This window comes from Bacillus arachidis (assembly GCF_030285945.1).
Classification (GTDB): Bacteria; Bacillota; Bacilli; order Bacillales; family Bacillaceae_G; genus Bacillus_A; species Bacillus_A arachidis.
Map to the genome: position 1 here is coordinate 182,124 of NZ_CP127373.1, position 16,902 is coordinate 199,025.

A 16,902-nucleotide genomic window follows, 5' to 3' on the forward strand; every position below is an offset into this window, starting at 1 on the left:
TCTATATAAATAAAAGGAGATTATCGTTATGAGGAAACTAGACAAAAAAAGCATCCTTCAGACTATTCCGCAAAAAGGTTTTTTTGGACATCCTAAGGGTCTGTTCACGTTATTCTTTACAGAGTTTTGGGAGAGGTTCTCTTACTATGGCATGAGAGCCATATTACTTTATTATATGTATTATGCAATTTCAAAAGGCGGACTAGGGATGGATCATGCAACTGCTGCATCAATTATGGCCATCTATGGATCGCTAGTTTACATGTCTGGTATTATTGGTGGCTGGGTTGCCGATCGTCTACTAGGGTCAAGTAGAACTGTTTTTTGGGGTGGGGTTTTAATTATGATAGGCCACCTTATTTTAGCACTACCTGGTACTGTTAGTATGTTATTCATCTCTATGGTATTTTTAGTCCTTGGGACAGGTTTATTAAAACCGAACGTATCTAGCATTGTTGGTGATTTATATAGTGAAACAGATACACGTCGGGACTCAGGATTCAGTATTTTCTATATGGGAATTAACTTAGGGGCATTTTTATCTCCTTTTATTGTAGGTACACTAGGTCAACAGTATAATTTCCATCTAGGTTTTGGTGTTGCTGCAATTGGTATGCTGCTAGGATTAATCATCTTTGTTCTTACACAAAAGAAAAATCTTGGTTTAGCAGGAACACAAGTACCAAACCCTTTAACAGGCAGTGAAAGAAAGAAAGTAATTAAACAGTTTAGTATTGGTATAGTAGCTATATTACTAGTATGTCTTGCAACGATACCAACAGGTATTTTAACTATCAATCGTTTTATTTTATTAGTCAGTATCTTAGGCATTGTTATCCCAACTTGTTACTTTATTTTTATGTATCGTAGTCCAAAAACTACAGAAGTTGAAAAATCTCGTCTGATCGCGTACATACCATTATTTATTGCTGCTACAATGTTCTGGGCTATTCAAGAACAAGGGGCTATTATCTTAGCTTCATATGCTGATCAACGTACTCAGTTAAAATTTGCAGGATTGGAACTTCAATCTTCATGGTTCCAATCATTAAATCCTATTTATGTCGTTTTATTGGCACCAGTATTTGCTTGGTTGTGGGTAAAGCTTAATACACGTCAACCTAGTACAGCGAATAAATTTGCTATAGGTTTATTATTTGCTGGTTTATCATTCTTAGTTATGATTATTCCTGCTTATATCCATGGTACAGAATCTCTAGTAAGTCCTATGTGGTTAGTGATTAGCTTCCTCTTAGTAGTAATCGGGGAACTTTGCTTATCACCAGTAGGTTTATCAATTACAACAAAGTTAGCACCAGCTGCTTTCTCTGCTCAAACAATGAGTCTATGGTTCTTAACTAGTGCTGCTGCACAAGCTATAAATGCTCAACTAGTTCGTTTGTATACTCCAGAGACAGAAATTATTTATTTCGGTGCAATTGGTGGATTATCAATCATTTTAAGTATTATTTTATATTTTATGGCACCTAAAATTAAAGAACTTATGAAAGGTATCCACTAAAAAAGATGTGCCACAAGAGTGTTGTATAACAATCTTGTGTGCACATCTTTTTTTAGCATTTGATAGCATGATCCCCTAAAAATATAAACAATAAAATTAAAGTTAGGGCATGTATGGAACATTTAAGTAATAATCGTTCTATTGTTATATAAAATTCTCGCACTTATAATCTTGCGAAATATAATTTTAAATAATGCGTCTTTTCCTTGATTACGATTATATAAATGTATATAAATTGTAAGTTATATGTCCAATTATTACTGGAATTATTGAATTAGTTTTCTTATAGAGTAAACCATAAATTATACCCATTAGAATTGCAAAAATAATGAATGCAAAGTCATAGTTATGAGCTAAACCAAATAATAAACTGGATATCATCAACCCAGCAAAAAAAGAATACTTAATTTCTAAAAATCTAAGAATAATTCCACGATATAGAATTTCTTCTAAAACAGGTCCGATTAATACATGTGTTGATATAGCAATTATGTATATGATAAAAGATTGTTCGGACAATGTGTCTATGCCTAGATATGTTGCTTGTATATTTGCTGAATCATTCGAGATGAGATCTGTTGTTTTACCCGATAAAACAACAAATATATTTGCAATCAATATATATACATATGTCTTACCTTGATTTAGTGATTTAATATTAAGCGTAGATAATATTAGATTATAAAAAGATTTACGTGTGAAAATGTAATAAATGGAAAATAAAAGTATAGAAAGAGTTAATAAGAAATTTTTTGTTATTTCTAAACTGTCATGATTATCAAATGATTGTTCGGTAAAATGTAATGAGAATACTATTTTTAATAATAGCTCAAAAAGAAATGGTGCAAACATCAATATTAGTAGTGCTCCTAAAATAAATTGTTTCAATGAAATCAGATTTTTATTTTGTAAATTAGTCATAAATGTTAGATCCTTTATATTTTATTTTAAGCTTCATTATAACTTAAAATAAGATATAGTTGAATTTTAATATTTAAAATAAAGACCTTAGCGGATACTCGCTAAGGTCGTATATTTTAAATATTAAAATTTTCTTCCAGGTGCACCATGTTTATATCGAGCATCAACTTGCCCTGCTGAACCAGCGTTGTTGTAAATCCATTTTCCAGCTTCAATGCCGTAATCGATATAGTCTCCCCATTTTGATCCACCTTTTTTACCTTTACCTTTACCCTTACCTTTACCACCATCAATGTTTAGCATTTCTTCTTGTGTTAAATCTTGTAATTTAAGTTTCATAAATTGTATACCCCTTATCAGTTTTTTTGAAAAATTAAATATTCGAATATGAAAATTAACCGGTTTATTGTATTATATATAAATGTGATGCGCTATGTCTAGAAGATTTTTACTTTTTTATAAAAATATGCATATTTACATATTTTTATATTTCAGAAAGAAGGGGTATTTATTGAACAGAAAAAAATTTCCATTTATTAGGCAATCTGATTTAAAAGATTGTGGTCCAGCATGCCTAGCCATGATTTCTAAATATTATGGGTTTACTATGTCTATCTCTAAAGTTAGGGAAGTTGCAGGAACAGATTTACAGGGGACAAACATAAAAGGCTTGTTAGAAGCTTCTGAACAATTAGGCTTTGATGCCAGAGGAGTAAAAGTAACTGATACAAGTGTAATAAAAGAAATTCCTTTACCAGCTATCGCTCATATAATCACTGAAGAAGGTGTAATGCATTATGTGGTGGTTTATAAAATTAAAAGAGATAAAATATTCATTGCTGATCCTGATAAAGGTCTGATTACTTATAATATAGAGAGCTTTGATGATCTATGGACAGGAGTTCTAGTCTTACTGCAACCAGGAAAGTATTTCAAAAAAGAAAAAGCATCTAAAGGAGCATTTTCTCAGTTTTTAAGTTTGTTGAAACCACAGTTGAATTTGTTAGTACCTTTATTTTTTGCCTCCATATTTCTTAATTTATTTGGGTTTATAGGGGTATTTTATTTTCAGTTACTAATTGATGACATTGTACCTAATCAATCACTAAAAACGTTGCATATCATTTCAGTAGGAATGATTGTTCTGTATATTTTTAAAGTTCTATTATCTTATTTTAGAACGCACTTAATTTTATATTTTGGCCGCCGAATTGACATACAACTTATGCTTGGGTACTATCGGCATGTTATTAAGTTGCCAATTAATTTCTTTGAAACTAGAAAAGTAGGGGAAATTATCTCACGTTTTTCAGATGCTGGTAGGGTTCATGAAGTGCTATCTACAACAGCTATAACACTAGTAATTGATATTTTGATGATTCTTTTTGGTACCTGTGTATTACTAACAAAAAATCTATCGTTATTTCTGGTTACTCTTTTACTAGTTCCGTTTTATGTGATAATTGTTTTTGTGTTTCGTAAGTCATATGAAGTTCTTAATCGCAAAGTTATGGAGAGTGGTGCGAATTTGAACTCTTATATGATAGAATCGCTTAGTGGAATGGGAACTATCAAATCCTATAATGCTGAAAAAGAAGTTTTCTTTCAAGTTGAGAAACGATTTATAAAATTCTTAGAATATGGATTTTGTTTAGGAAAACTTGATAATTTACAATCTTCAATTCGAATGATACTCGAGCTACTCGGTGGTGTTGTTATTCTCTGGGTAGGGGCTACTCAAGTATTAAAGGGAAATATGACAATCGGTGAATTAATTACATTTAATGCTTTATTAATCTATTTTTTAGATCCAATTGAAAATTTAATTGACTTACAACCTAAAATGCAATCAGCTATTGTTGCAGCAGAACGATTGAATGAAATTTTTGAGTTGGATTTAGAGGAAGACGAGAATGAGCACAGAAAAGTATCGCCTACATATTTATCTGGAAACATTGAATGTCGAAATGTTTCTTTCCGATATGGTACGAGGGGAAATATTTTAAATAATCTTAGTTTTTCTATTGAACAGGGTAATCAAATTGCTTTTGTAGGAGAGAGTGGTTCTGGTAAAACAACAATTTCAAAGCTATTGATGTATTATTACACACCTCAACAAGGAGATATTTTTTATGATGACTACCATATAAAAGAGATTAATCGGAAAGCTCTACGTGAACGAATTGCTTATGTATCACAAGAATCATTTTTCTTTAGTGGAACAATTTATGATAATTTATGTTTTGGTGTAGAGCATCAAATTTCATTAGATGTTGTGATTCAGGCTACAAAAAAAGCTTGTGCGCATAATTTTATAAGTGAATTACCGTTAAGATATGAAACTGTATTAGAAGAGAATGGTTCTAACTTGTCTGGTGGGCAAAAACAAAGATTGGCTATTGCAAGAGCACTATTAAAAAACCCTGATATATTAATTTTAGATGAAGCAACAAGTAACTTGGATTCTACTACTGAAAAACATATCACAGATATGTTAAAAGAATTAGGAAATGAAGGAGTAACGGTTATTATGATTGCACATCGTTTAAGTACAATTCAACATGCAGATCAAATTTTTGTAATGCATCAAGGCTCTATTATTGAGGAAGGCTCGCATAAAGAGTTGTTATCAAACAAAGGCGAATATTATCGTCTGTGGAAGAATCAAACGATACATACAGAATATATTGAGGAATCGTTTCTTATGATGCCAGGAGGTCAACATGAATAAAGTTTATACTTTTGAACAACTAACAGATAGTGTTGAATTGTTAGAAAAAAAACCTCCGCGTTTTATTAACTTGTTTTTAGGATTACTAATTGCGTTTCTTATTGGTTTTTGTCTTTGGGCCTATTTTGGAAAAATAGATATTGTAAGTAAAGGATCGGCTATTATACAGGGGAAAAAAGAAGCAAGTATGGTTCAAAGTCATCTTGGAGGAGTAGTAAGTCATGTTGCTGTTCATTCTGGTGATTATGTAAAAAAAGGAGATACCATTCTTCAGACTAAAAACCAAGAATTAGTAGATGAACAAAATAAATTGAATTCCATCGTTTTACATTTGGAATCAAAAAAAAATATGCTTATCGAATTAAAAGAGAGTGTGTCTAATAATAAGCCTCTTTTTTCTAACAGTAACGAAGATGATAAAGTTCGAGATGAATATAGTGCATATGAACAAGGATATAAATTATTAGATAGTGAAAAGGAATTAGAATTGAATGCTATAGTTGAGAATAGTGTTGAAGATAGACTGGATGATGATTTACAGTCATTAATAGCAGAAGATGAGAGTATACAAAGAGAAATTGACTCTTTGAATAAGAAAAAAAATAAAGAACAGATTTCAAAAGAAGATACGGAAGTTATTATAGAACAAATCGATTTAGCGCGTTCACAACAAAATAATTTAAAGAAAAGAATAGAACAAAGAAAAGAGTACCTTGAAAAAGAAAGGCAAAAAATAAAACAGGTAAAAGAAGAAAAGCAAACACAAAAAAAGCAAGCTTTAAAACAATATCAGCAAAGTTTTATTATTGATATTAATGAACGAATTGAAACTATTGAGCAAGATATTTTGGCTAAAAGACAAGAATTAGATACTATTAAACATCAGAATGATACAATGAATATAAAAGCTCATATAGATGGTACTATTCAATTTTCAAATATACTACAAGAGGGTAATTTGATAGAGCCTGGACAAGAGATTGCTTTTTTGGTCCCGAAAGAATCTGGTAAAAAAGTAAAATTATTGTTATCGCCAGAAGAAGTAAAAGGGATAAATAAAGGGGATAAAATACAATATTCCTTTCAATTAAATCAATCTAATCAACAAGTTGGATATGTCTCTTATATTTCTGCGCATCCCATTTTTGATAAAGATTCAAAATCATATATGTATGAATTAGAAGGAACAATTAATTTAAAAGAAAGTCAATCTTTACCTTCTGGAGTGATTGGAAAAGCTTCTGTTGTAACAGGATCAGAACCTATATGGAGATTTTTATTAAGAAAATTAGACTTCATTTCGAAATAAAAAATCCAACTAATTGGGGCTGTTGACAAAAGAGGGAGAGCGCAAAGCACTCTCCCTCCTTTTCCTTATGTTTTTAGTTTTATTTTTTCTTCTTTTCTCTGTTTTTTATACATTCTTATCCATGGTTCTGGTGCAAAGATAAAATAAAAGAGAATATAGCGCATATATTTCTAGCGGAATTGTATTTTATACTGTTAGCCCAAACAAGTGATGGATGAATTCTTTCTGATTTTGGACAGACGGGTCTCGTAAATCAATCTGTTCTTTTTGTAGCTTTGAAATAAAGTTTGAACAAAAATACCTCGCAATCCCAAGTTTTACGATAAATAAAAAGAATCTATTTTAAAAAAGATTGATCAAAATGGATTCTTCTCCAGCAGATTTAAATTTGGTTTTTATAAAAAAGTTTGGTCATTTCTACCTATGTTGTTCCACAATCGCGCCCGTTTGTGAAAAAATATTTTCTTTATCATCTTCAGACTGAATTTAAACAAAAAACTATTTTGTTTAGCTGATTTCATAAAGATAGAAAACATAATCAGTAGGTACACTTGGGTAACCCTGTTGACGTATCATCGCCGAAAGATTTCCACGATGATACGTCCCGTGGTTGACTACATGCTGAACCAATTCGGAAAGATGAGTATCTAAACGTCCGAATTTAGGATGTTCAGGGAAAATCTCTTTATCCAAATCACTTTCAGTGTTAAGAAATTCTTGATACTCCTGTGACAAATGATGAAACAACATTTTCATTTCCTCAAAACCCTTATTCTTTGTCTTCTCTTGTGCCTGAGCGATGGAAGCTTGAATCTCATCCATACTTTTTTCATGCATCACACCAAGCCAAATTGTATCTGCCGTATAAATATGAACGAGAGTCTCTGCAATCGTGGGAAAAATACTTTGAAGTTCCCGATTATAAATTTCCTGTGGCAATTCCTTCAATCTTCCGAAAAATTTGTTGTTCGCCCAAACATGATAATCATACAACTGTATTGCATGATGTTTTTTCATCAAAAATTCCTCCTCCATCTTTCATTGAATATGGTAAAGTAACTTTACTGACAAATGCCGGCAGTGGAATCCATGCTTTTTGAGATTATGCCTGCTTACTCCCTAACTTCCATGTCACTTGGCTAAGAGCATATCCCCTGTATTCTCTTCACTCTTAGAAATCCCTCCCTTTTTATTCCACAATCTGGCCCTTTAGTAGAGTAGCTTTATTGCTACTCAACGGTTCCTTAATCTGCCTTTCAGTTCAAATCTTCTTTTCACTATAACCCCCCCTTTAGATAAACAAATCCAAAGGGGCAAAACATCGTGACTTTTTTATAAGCACCGTGACTTTATTTCAAAGCTACATATACATTCAATAATTCATAAATTAAGAGTTTGTGTCACTCATCTAACACCTTTAATTTACTTTTAGGTAGCCAACCTTTTTCATCGTTAGTTTTTCTTTGACACCATAACCAACCATTTAGTTCCTTAATTTCTGAAATGATTTCTCTTTCTTCAACATTAAGTTCTTTAGCTATATAATCTTCTAATACAAAAGCCGATTTGCCCTCATTATTTATAATTTGTTCTGGAACCCAGCCCTCAGTTTCTTTTGTATAACAATATACCCAATTATCCCAGTTTTCAGGACCTTCATATTTGTTTTCTATTTTTATAATCTCTCCCTTTTTTAATGAAATAGGATTTGGATAATTACTTTCATGCTTTTGAATTACCTTATAATCCACATACATCTCCCCCTTTTATTTAGTACTTTATCATAACTAAAAGATTACTTATCCTATATACATCAAGTTAACATAATCCCACTTATCAGCAGTCACTATATCTAGAAACTTAAAAAATTCCCTTTACTGAAGGGACTTTTCTTTTACATAATATTCGTTATTGGAAGTTACTGATTTGTTCAGATAAAGGGATTTGTATATCATTTTGAAAACCATTTGCTCTTGATTCGTTTAACGGCTAAAACTAACAGAAGAATAAATCCTATCAGTATAACAATACCAATTGGATTGACATTTGCCATGACTATATCCCTCCCTGTTTTTTATGTTACAGCAAACCCCTCTCTTTTAGAAAGGGGTTTGCATCATTGCTTATGTACAACACAGTGTAGCATCGCTAAAGGCATCTTCGGGAATATATACTTTACCATCTTTTATTTCATACGGAATGTTATTTCTTTTTAGTTTAGCTGTATCAACAGTGTCAACAGTGCTACCCCACTGTTCTAACTTACCGTTGTACTTTTGACAAGCAGGTAACACTAAAAGAGCTGTAAAACATAAAAGTAGATTTCTAAAACGATGTTTTTTCATAATAATCCTCCTCTTCCTTGATTGTATCATTCGGGAGAAGTGATTTGTTATAAAAATTGGATGTATGTTCCATACATGACCGGTTAACATAACATCTCATTATTGGTAGTATCCCAAAAAAATCTTACTTCTTATCTTTTTTCAAATAAGAAGTGAGATTTTTTGTTTTAGGGGTAACTTGATTTCTTAGCTTGATGGATATGGGTCTGTACCCCTATTAGAGAAAATTCATCCGAAAATTAATTTCTTTGTTTTCGTTGAAGTTTGAGATGGGAGAGAGCAATTGTTACAGAAGCGTTATGAAGGGATTTGATCGAGTAGAAATGGGACGATAAAGGATGATTGTATTGGGAATTGGGCTGTCAGTTTTGCTGATAGCTTTTTTGTTTATCCAAGTATATCCGTTTCAACAAACAAAATTGGAAAAAGGAAAATATGATGAGTATGGGTTTTTAATTATTATTTGGACCGTTATTTGTATGTATCTTGCTGATAACTACTTACAAGAAAATCATTGACAGCGCTTAGTGAGAATAAGTGCAGCATCTTTTGTAACTGGATTTTCCATTGCATGTGTTGGAAAACAGTTTTTGTATGATTACAGACAAAAAAAGTTGCCCTTTCAAAGAAAATGACTTCTCAAATTTATTTGTAATGGACTTTACAGGATCTTCTAATACATGTGGTATCAAGTAGGATTTCATTTCTTATTCAGTTCGTTAGGAGGTTCATATGGTTTTTGGAAGAATTAAGAGGGGAATGGACAATTTTCCAGAAGCTATTGCATATATTTTGTTACGTATAGGTATTTATCTTTTGTTCGAGTAGTCAAAATGATTCCAAAAGAGAGGAAGTGAGGGGAACCATGATACATCGGTATGAAATTGATTTTTCAGTGATGTATGGTGGCAGGGAGAGAAGTTTACAATCCGCAATTATTCCAGCACGTTCTTTAGAGGAAGCAAACGAGAAATTGAAATCAGAAATCAAGCGAAGATTTGGGAAATGTCATGTAAAAATTGATACAGCCAATTTATGTATTTCAGAAGATAGCAGATATACAATTGTGTGAAAAAGTCTTGTTTCTAACAAGGATCTTTTTATTATTTAGGATAATCAAAGTTAGTAATAAATTTCTCAATATGGTTATTAGAACCATTTTGGGTTATGATATTCAAATTCAAAAGTTAATGCAATATAATGAAAAAGTGATGGTTACCACCCTGTTTGTTTCTCCTTATGCCATAGATAAGACCTAGTTCCCGGTCTTATCTTTTTTATTTATGGGGTCATGCTACACATCCATTAACTTAACAAAATATTTGTTATGGGGTATTTATTTTCATTGGCTTGATGGCGTTGTGGTGTTATCCCAATACATGCCTTAATAAGAAAATGTGATATTTCACTGACCTTATCTAAATATGTAATATTGCATATAAGAATGTATTGATAAAAATGTAAGCGCTTACTATAATAAAAGCATAAAGATAAATCACATCTTAGTAAAAACATAAGAGGAGGAAATAATATGGAAATTGCAATGGCAGTTTTGAAATTTGTAGGTGGATTAATTCCAATGGTTCAAGAACTTTTAAAAGCAGTAATGTAAGTTTATTATTCAGTAATTACTTATAAAAATTATCATACAAATGATCTGTATCTCAAAGATGAATTGATGTGCAGATCATTTGTGTGAGCAAAGTCCCTTTAGCATGATTAAGGGACTTTTTTAAATTTCTACATACTCGAGGTTCCGTCACATCAACATCAAGTTAAAGCATTTTTAAAACATTAAAAGGTGCTTTTTATTTATTATAAATACGAAAGTAAACTTTTACTTAGAAATTTACTTTCATATTGAAGAATATACAGATACATTCATAATTTCCTTGTTCTCCTCAATTTAACTGATATAATTTAAAACAAGGGATGAGAAATATGAAAAAAATTCCATATTTATGTTCTGTTATCATAGTTTCTTTAGGTTTAATTGGGTGTTCAAATACAATCGAGAAAACAAATTCCTCAGCATCAAAGCAAGTAAAAAATTATGAAGATTCAGTTTTATCAATTAAAAAATAAATATCAGAGATAAAATTAACTAGAGTAGAAGATAATAAAATTTCCAAATCAGAAACATACAACGAAGACCTAATAAAAGAATTTAATAAAGCAATCCAAAATAGTACATCTGAGAAAATAAATTTGAAAAAACAAAAAGAAAAAAATCAGTTTGTTCTAATATGACAGTTACATTTAAAGATGATTCTAAAGAAGAATTTTTAGTTTGGAATGAAAATAACAATCAAATTATTATAACTAAAGATACAAATGAGAAGTCCACACAAGGATTAAAACTTAATAAAGAAACTCCTAAAATGGTAACTAATCTTTTAAACAATCTTAAATAACCAAAAATTAGAGACAGTTTATGTACCAAAAAAGAAGAAAAATTCATTAATTTATTAAAAAATAAATGTCCTAACATACAAATAATAGACAAGCCCATTAAACAATGGGCTTATTTTTATTTAAAATCTAGAAAACTACCAATGTAAACTTTTGGGTAAAAGTTTACTTTCGCATTTTGAATCATTTATAACTAATTTTGTAATAAATTTCTCAATATTGATATAGATGTTAAATGTGGGTTTTATATCGAAAATTAACATAAAATATAATATCATAAAAATTAAGATGGTTTGTGGCACTTGTTTTTCTCTTATGCTTAAGATAAGATCATCCTCTCCGATCTTATCCTTTTTTTGTGGATTTGTAACAAAAAAAGGAATCCTTATATATAATAAGGATTCTGCAACAGGAAAGAACAAATTAGTAAAGGCGTACCACCCACATTTTAACGAAAATATACGCTAAGCAAAAAATACAATAAGCTGCCCATATGGACAGCTCATTTACATAATGATCGAAAGTGGAAGTTAATGTATCTATTCATATTGTGAATCAATGATTGTATAATATCGTGTGAAATATCTGTAAGAAACGCTCTCTGTCATATTTCCTTTTTGGAAAGTTAGAGAATTTGCGTATATATCTCTTTCCGAAAATTCCCATCCATTTTTTTCTCTCATTTCAATATAGGGCTCTAGTTCCCCTTGTTTTACTAAATGGGTATAGGGAGTATCGTCAGTTTGTACTTCCATTATATTTTTATCTGTAAGGATCATCTTTGACATAGCAATTGCGAATGGTATTGGATTTCCTTCTTGAAAAATGACATCCCTTTTTTGTACTAAGAATACGCATGCTATACTGAATATTACTAATAAACTTATGAAAAATATCTTTAATTTCATTAAGTTCCTCCTTAAAGTGAAATTTTCTTTATTAATAGTTCGTGATTGCTTATTGGAAAACCTATCTTAAAAACCTGTATATTCTATACATGCTCTGTTAACATAACACCTTATTATCGGGGTTCAATGTATTTAGAAGACTATTAAAAGTCCTCCAGATTGTTTAATTGGGGGACTTTAGTGTTCATATAATTCTTGTTATCAGAAGTTCATTATTTACAGTTTAAACTCATTGAAATTTGTCGATCTACAAAGCCAAATTCTTTATATAATTCTCTTGCAAAGTTCTTTGCATGAACATTTAATCGTATTTCTTTATGTCCTTTTAAAGATAATTCATCTATACCTGCCTTCATCAATTTCTTTGAAAGTTTTTGACCACGATACTCTGGTAAAATGTATAATTCGTAAATGAATCCTACATTTTCTTGTGAAAAATAATCTTTACCACTACCAATTAGAATCCATCCTTTTAAGTCGTCATCATCTTTGGATACTAGGTAGTATGCTCCTTGTTCTAATGTTGTTTGTACAATCTCTTTTACTCGTTCTTGTGTAGGTTTAAAGGTCTTGGCCGTTCCTTCGTATAGAGCATTATCTGATTTTGCTAGAATTTCATTCAGATCATTTTTACTAGCTTGTTTAATCATATTCCCCCCCTTTTTTTTACATAACGCACGTTAGCGGAAGTTAATACCTTTTTAGTTTTAGGGGTTGTTTCCAAGCGTTACTTTATACAGGAAACTTTTTTTCTCAACAGAGGCAGTTAATACGTCAATACGGGTACTCCGAACCTGAAATTCAGGAATCCAGTAAAAGGTTTTACCATCGTATTTTATAACCTGATGATTCATATCTTCCATTTTTTTAATTTTTCCTTGGAATGCTTTTATTGGGTGACCAGTAAAAAATATAGCAGTACGAATGGCATGAATTGGCGTGCTGTGTAAATAAATGTATAACGATGAGAACATGAATAGGATTAAGATTATATAGGGCGTTTTCTTTCTCAATTAATTTTCTCCTTTTGACATTGTAAAAACTAAGTAAGAGACCTATATTTCTAAATACAGCAAATCCCTCCCTGTTTAGAGAGGGATTTGCTTGCTATATAGAAATTAGAATATTTAAGACAAATAGTATACCAAATATAATGCTCAAGATGCCAATACGTGATGCCTTGCTTTTCTTGTTGAACCATTCCCAACGACTGCTTTCATGATGAAACATCGCATAGTCTACTAAGGTGACGATCAATAAACCAAGTATTACAAATATCCCTGTCAAGAAACACCCTCCTTTTCCCTATTATACCATTTATAGGGGGGATTATTGTGGGCATTTGTTTGTATATCCTATACATGTCAAGTTAACATAATGGCATATTATCGTCACAGCACTTTTGACTATTCCAATAAAAAAATAACTATTTACACTTTAGAAGAAAATGATTACCATAAAATTGTTAAAAAATGTAATTAAAGGAGTGGTTGAAATGAAAAAAAGAATTCTTATTCCGGTAATGAGTATAGGATTTCTAGTTTTTAGTGTATTTCATAGTCCTGTGCAGAATACAGTTTCCGCTCAAATTAACAATGAAAAATCATCCATAAATGAAAGTGAGTGTTGGCTTTATGATGGGGATGCCATAAGATATTACCCTTATTTTAATATTTTTATTGGGATTGCTGATGTAAGTTCATCTAATGAACAAGAACCAAGCCGTGTAGTATTTGAGTTTTATAATTTAATAGGTGATCTATCATATGTAACAAGTGCCACTATTCCTAATCATAAGCATTCAGCTTTTCAACCATTTTCAGCCCCTATAAATTCTCTAGAAGAAGCTACCTATTCCGTAAAGGTCAAAGTTATAAATGCAAAGGTAGATCCAAATAAAGTTAAATTTGCTCATATAGAATAATACGTGTGTGGGTTCTGGTGCAAAAATACTTTACCAGAAACATAGAACGGCAATGTTCTGTTAACTGAGAGGTTAAACAGCTAATCCAAACAATTTATGAATGAATTCAGCTTCATTTCGGGCAGACTTCACCTTTGGTGAAGTTGCCCTTTTCTCATCATATGCATAGCTTCGGCGCCACCTAAAATGCAATTAGCTGTACGAAGTGATTTCATTCCTAAGTGAAAGTAAAAGGGCAATGGATGTATTTATATCGCGCAGTCGATTCAGACGGAAATACCATTGATTTTTATCTAAGTGAATCAAGAGATAAACAAGCAGCCAAGCGCTTTTTCAAGAAAGCCTTGGCTGCTTCTCATATTTGTAAACCTCGCGTAATAACAGTAGATAAGAACCCTGCCTATCCTGTAGCAATTCAAGAATTAAAAGAAGAGAAACGTATGCCTGAAGGCATACAACTAAGGCAAGTTAAATATCTCAATAATATAGTGGAGCAAGATCACCGTTTCATTAAGAAACGTGTACGTTCTATGTTAGGATTCAAGTCATATGAAACAGCCACTTCTATATTGAGTGGCGTTGAAACCATGCATATGATGAAAAAAGGACAACTTCACTTACAGGCGAAGTCTGCACAAAATGAAGTTAGATTCATACATAGATTATTTGGAATTGTATCATAATCTACCATTAAACAGTCTATGCAGGTTTCTATGCCTCTATCAAATGATTTTTGCACCAGAACCGATAATGTTTCCACTTGAACAAATTTTGCTTTTCCATACTGATCACGTCCTTTTTAGAGTACTAGTATCAGTATGTCCAAGTTTACTAGACTTCTTGCACCAGAACCGTAATTACATACTATTTCATTTCATACAAAAGGAATTTGTTCATTATTAACGAAAGTGTATGTTAACTAGATGAATTCATTCATACACAGTACTACAAAAAGACATGGGAACAATCTTATACTACGATACATAATTATAATCCGTTTTAAAAACTAGGAAAATTAAGGAGCACATTGTATGGGGAAAAAAGTACTGTTTTTTGGAGATTTTGGAATTGACGATACGATAGCTATCATATATGCGCATTTGACAGATAAAATTGATGTTATAGGAATTGTTGCAGACTATGGGAACGTACCTAAAGCTGAAGTTGTTAGAAATGTTCGCTTTTTACTTAAAAGTGTAGGAAAAGAATATATAAAAGTTTTTGGTGGGGCGGAGCATTCCATGTCTTCAGAAGCTGAAACTTTTTATCCAGAAGTTCACGGTAAATTTGGGATAGGGCCCATTTACCCAGGACTAGAGCTTCAAACATTTGAGAATTTTTTTGAGGTTCTTACACTTATTAAGCAGTATAAAAATGAACTTATTATCGTGAATACCGGAAGACTAACTTCACTTGCAACTTTATTTCTCCTTTATGGGTATGTGATGGAATATGTACATTCTTATTATATTATGGGAGGAGCTTTTCTATATCCAGGAAATGTTACTCCCATTGCCGAAGCTAACTTTTATGGCGATCCTGTAGCGGCCAATATTGTAATGAGATATGCAAAGAATCTATCAATTTATCCTTTGAATGTTACACAATCCGCTATCGTAACACCAGAAATGGTCAATTTTATTCACTCTAAAGGAAAAACTAAGTTTTTAAAGCCTCTTTTAGACTATTACTATTATCAATTTTATCAAAAAAAAGTTCCTGGAATACAAGGTAGCCCGGTTCATGATGCGCTCACTTTGATTGCGATTAATCGTGATGATATTTTTACGTATCATCAATCAGCAGTGACGGTTAATATACTTGATACTATACGAGGACAAAGTATAGGAGATTTTAGATCTACTTTTGAACCAGAAACATTCGGTAATCGTCCAAAACATAGGATTGCAATACAAATGAATTATGAACAGTTTTTTAAAGAGTTTATGACTGTAATGACTGGCGACCTATTTTAGTGAAAAATCTTATATATAAGGGGATGTTTTGCTAGCTTGATAGCGATGGGGTGTTACTCCAATAGTAGAAAAATAAAAAAGTTTATCTTTTTATAAGAGATAATTTTTTATAAAATGGAAGTAAAAAGAAGTGTGTGTATCTATGGATAATAAAGGAGATGATTATACTGAAAATCTTTTTCTATTTCTTAATTGTTCTTTTATTTCTTGTGGTTGATTACTTTTGGTTAGAGGATGAGAGCAAAAGATGGGCATGGTTTAAAAATAGAAGTAAAACGCAAAAAACAATCTTTTTTACTCTTGTTCTCCTCTTAACTTTCATAGGATACATACTTCTGGATGCTAAATACTTCCTTTCGTAAGCTAAAAGAACCCAGTTTTTTTTGAGAATTTAATAGTTTATATCATCCACTTCAATAAGTGAGATTATGTTAATTAGTGAAGTATATATTTTGAATAGAAACCTATACCTAATATTGATAATATATAATTACAATTAGAACTAAGTAATTTTTTGTTTATAAAATAGGGAGGTTTATCATAAGTAATGGATCATATTATTGCAAATAGTAGTTTTGATTTAAAAATATATTATGTTTTACTACAAATAGCTTCATTATTAACTTTTAAAAAGATTGTATTGATTGAAGAAAAGAAAAAACAGTTAATACTACAGATACAAAAAGAAAAGAAAATCCCTAATAATCCATATAAATTGTAACACAAAATAAAAGACGACTTTTTGATGTGCACCCCAATTGTTAGACACGAATAACAATTGGAGGTGTACATCAGTTGGACGGCTTTCTGTATTTTTTGCTTAGCGTGTTTTTTTCCAAAATGCTGGCGGTACC

16 protein-coding genes and 3 pseudogenes are annotated in these 16,902 nt (G+C 31.3%); 9 read left to right on the plus strand and 10 right to left on the minus strand.

The annotated features are described in order from the left end of the window. The first annotated feature begins 28 nt into the window (after positions 1–28). On the plus strand, positions 29–1,522 hold the full coding sequence (locus QRY57_RS00970; protein WP_286015093.1) for a peptide MFS transporter: 1,494 nt from the start codon (positions 29–31) through the stop codon (positions 1,520–1,522). 216 nt (positions 1,523–1,738) lie between these two features. Here the strand turns inward: QRY57_RS00970 and QRY57_RS00975 are convergent, their stop codons facing one another. After that, complete coding sequence (locus QRY57_RS00975) at positions 1,739–2,443, minus strand: CPBP family intramembrane glutamic endopeptidase (RefSeq protein ID WP_286015094.1); 705 nt, start codon at positions 2,441–2,443, stop codon at positions 1,739–1,741. Positions 2,444–2,566: 123 nt separating this feature from the next. Further along, positions 2,567–2,782: a hypothetical protein gene (locus QRY57_RS00980; protein WP_286015095.1), complete on the minus strand. Its 216-nt coding sequence runs from the start codon at positions 2,780–2,782 to the stop codon at positions 2,567–2,569. A 127-nt stretch (positions 2,783–2,909) separates the two neighbouring features. Here QRY57_RS00980 and QRY57_RS00985 point away from each other — a divergent pair, with 127 nt between their 5' ends. Together QRY57_RS00985 and QRY57_RS00990 are read left to right on the plus strand one after the other, a co-directional pair. Next, entirely contained in the window at positions 2,910–5,174 is a 2,265-nt protein-coding gene (locus QRY57_RS00985) for a peptidase domain-containing ABC transporter (RefSeq protein WP_432804046.1), read from the plus strand. Further along, entirely contained in the window at positions 5,167–6,483 is a 1,317-nt protein-coding gene (locus QRY57_RS00990) for a putative HlyD family type I secretion protein (RefSeq protein ID WP_286015097.1), read from the plus strand. Before QRY57_RS00985 ends, QRY57_RS00990 begins: the two co-directional genes overlap by 8 nt. Positions 6,484–6,669: 186 nt before the next feature. Here the strand turns inward: QRY57_RS00990 and QRY57_RS00995 are convergent. From QRY57_RS00995 to QRY57_RS01010, 4 genes and pseudogenes are all read right to left on the minus strand, one after another. Then, positions 6,670–6,756 (minus strand): annotated as a pseudogene (locus QRY57_RS00995) (IS6 family transposase); the annotation flags it as partial. 234 nt (positions 6,757–6,990) lie between these two features. Then, entirely contained in the window at positions 6,991–7,500 is a 510-nt protein-coding gene (locus QRY57_RS01000; RefSeq protein WP_286015098.1) for a DinB family protein, read from the minus strand. A gap of 383 nt (positions 7,501–7,883) precedes the next feature. Next, entirely contained in the window at positions 7,884–8,234 is a 351-nt protein-coding gene (locus QRY57_RS01005) for an SH3 domain-containing protein (RefSeq protein WP_432804044.1), read from the minus strand. 372 nt (positions 8,235–8,606) lie between these two features. Then, the gene (locus tag QRY57_RS01010) at positions 8,607–8,828 is read right to left on the minus strand and encodes a hypothetical protein (protein WP_286015100.1); all 222 of its coding nucleotides are present in this window, start codon (positions 8,826–8,828) and stop codon (positions 8,607–8,609) included. A gap of 338 nt (positions 8,829–9,166) precedes the next feature. Here QRY57_RS01010 and QRY57_RS26960 point away from each other — a divergent pair, with 338 nt between their 5' ends. Next, complete coding sequence (locus QRY57_RS26960; RefSeq protein WP_349775658.1) at positions 9,167–9,346, plus strand: hypothetical protein; 180 nt, start codon at positions 9,167–9,169, stop codon at positions 9,344–9,346. 347 nt (positions 9,347–9,693) lie between these two features. Next, entirely contained in the window at positions 9,694–9,900 is a 207-nt protein-coding gene (locus QRY57_RS01020; protein ID WP_286015101.1) for a hypothetical protein, read from the plus strand. Between the two features lie 1,879 nt (positions 9,901–11,779). On the opposite strand, the gene QRY57_RS01025 is transcribed toward QRY57_RS01020, so the two are convergent. The 3 genes from QRY57_RS01025 to QRY57_RS01035 form a co-directional block, all read right to left on the minus strand. Beyond that, a complete protein-coding gene (locus QRY57_RS01025) occupies positions 11,780–12,148 on the minus strand; it encodes a hypothetical protein (protein WP_286015102.1) in 369 nt (122 codons plus the stop codon). Between the two features lie 212 nt (positions 12,149–12,360). Continuing rightward, complete coding sequence (locus QRY57_RS01030) at positions 12,361–12,798, minus strand: GNAT family N-acetyltransferase (protein ID WP_286015103.1); 438 nt, start codon at positions 12,796–12,798, stop codon at positions 12,361–12,363. A gap of 57 nt (positions 12,799–12,855) precedes the next feature. Further along, a complete protein-coding gene (locus tag QRY57_RS01035; protein WP_286015104.1) occupies positions 12,856–13,161 on the minus strand; it encodes a YjcN family protein in 306 nt (101 codons plus the stop codon). A gap of 482 nt (positions 13,162–13,643) precedes the next feature. Here QRY57_RS01035 and QRY57_RS01040 point away from each other — a divergent pair, with 482 nt between their 5' ends. After that, on the plus strand, positions 13,644–14,072 hold the full coding sequence (locus QRY57_RS01040) for a hypothetical protein (protein ID WP_286015105.1): 429 nt from the start codon (positions 13,644–13,646) through the stop codon (positions 14,070–14,072). 72 nt (positions 14,073–14,144) lie between these two features. On the opposite strand, the pseudogene QRY57_RS01045 reads toward QRY57_RS01040, so the two are convergent. Next, positions 14,145–14,293, minus strand: a pseudogene (locus QRY57_RS01045) (IS6 family transposase); the annotation flags it as partial. Here QRY57_RS01045 and QRY57_RS01050 point away from each other — a divergent pair. The 3 genes and pseudogenes from QRY57_RS01050 to QRY57_RS01060 all read left to right on the plus strand — a co-directional run. Next, positions 14,294–14,755 (plus strand): annotated as a pseudogene (locus tag QRY57_RS01050) (IS6 family transposase); the annotation flags it as partial. 348 nt (positions 14,756–15,103) lie between these two features. Then, positions 15,104–16,048 carry a nucleoside hydrolase gene (locus QRY57_RS01055; RefSeq protein WP_286015106.1) on the plus strand — a complete coding sequence of 315 codons (945 nt, stop codon included), beginning with the start codon at positions 15,104–15,106 and terminating at the stop codon, positions 16,046–16,048. 547 nt (positions 16,049–16,595) lie between these two features. Further along, complete coding sequence (locus QRY57_RS01060) at positions 16,596–16,769, plus strand: hypothetical protein (RefSeq protein WP_286015107.1); 174 nt, start codon at positions 16,596–16,598, stop codon at positions 16,767–16,769. Positions 16,770–16,902 lie beyond the last annotated feature (133 nt).

Bases quoted from the DNA above. Each gene is read 5' to 3' on its own strand.
- QRY57_RS00970 (WP_286015093.1), top strand. From the start codon at position 29: ATGAGGAAACTAGACAAAAAAAGCATCCTTCAGACTATTCCGCAAAAA.
- QRY57_RS00975 (WP_286015094.1), bottom strand. From the start codon at position 2,443: ATGACTAATTTACAAAATAAAAATCTGATTTCATTGAAACAATTTATT.
- QRY57_RS00980 (WP_286015095.1), bottom strand. From the start codon at position 2,782: ATGAAACTTAAATTACAAGATTTAACACAAGAAGAAATGCTAAACATT.
- QRY57_RS00985 (WP_432804046.1), top strand. From the start codon at position 2,910: ATGCATATTTACATATTTTTATATTTCAGAAAGAAGGGGTATTTATTG.
- QRY57_RS00990 (WP_286015097.1), top strand. From the start codon at position 5,167: ATGAATAAAGTTTATACTTTTGAACAACTAACAGATAGTGTTGAATTG.
- QRY57_RS01000 (WP_286015098.1), bottom strand. From the start codon at position 7,500: ATGAAAAAACATCATGCAATACAGTTGTATGATTATCATGTTTGGGCG.
- QRY57_RS01010 (WP_286015100.1), bottom strand. From the start codon at position 8,828: ATGAAAAAACATCGTTTTAGAAATCTACTTTTATGTTTTACAGCTCTT.
- QRY57_RS26960 (WP_349775658.1), top strand. From the start codon at position 9,167: ATGATTGTATTGGGAATTGGGCTGTCAGTTTTGCTGATAGCTTTTTTG.
- QRY57_RS01020 (WP_286015101.1), top strand. From the start codon at position 9,694: ATGATACATCGGTATGAAATTGATTTTTCAGTGATGTATGGTGGCAGG.
- QRY57_RS01025 (WP_286015102.1), bottom strand. From the start codon at position 12,148: ATGAAATTAAAGATATTTTTCATAAGTTTATTAGTAATATTCAGTATA.
- QRY57_RS01030 (WP_286015103.1), bottom strand. From the start codon at position 12,798: ATGATTAAACAAGCTAGTAAAAATGATCTGAATGAAATTCTAGCAAAA.
- QRY57_RS01040 (WP_286015105.1), top strand. From the start codon at position 13,644: ATGAAAAAAAGAATTCTTATTCCGGTAATGAGTATAGGATTTCTAGTT.
- QRY57_RS01055 (WP_286015106.1), top strand. From the start codon at position 15,104: ATGGGGAAAAAAGTACTGTTTTTTGGAGATTTTGGAATTGACGATACG.
- QRY57_RS01060 (WP_286015107.1), top strand. From the start codon at position 16,596: ATGGATCATATTATTGCAAATAGTAGTTTTGATTTAAAAATATATTAT.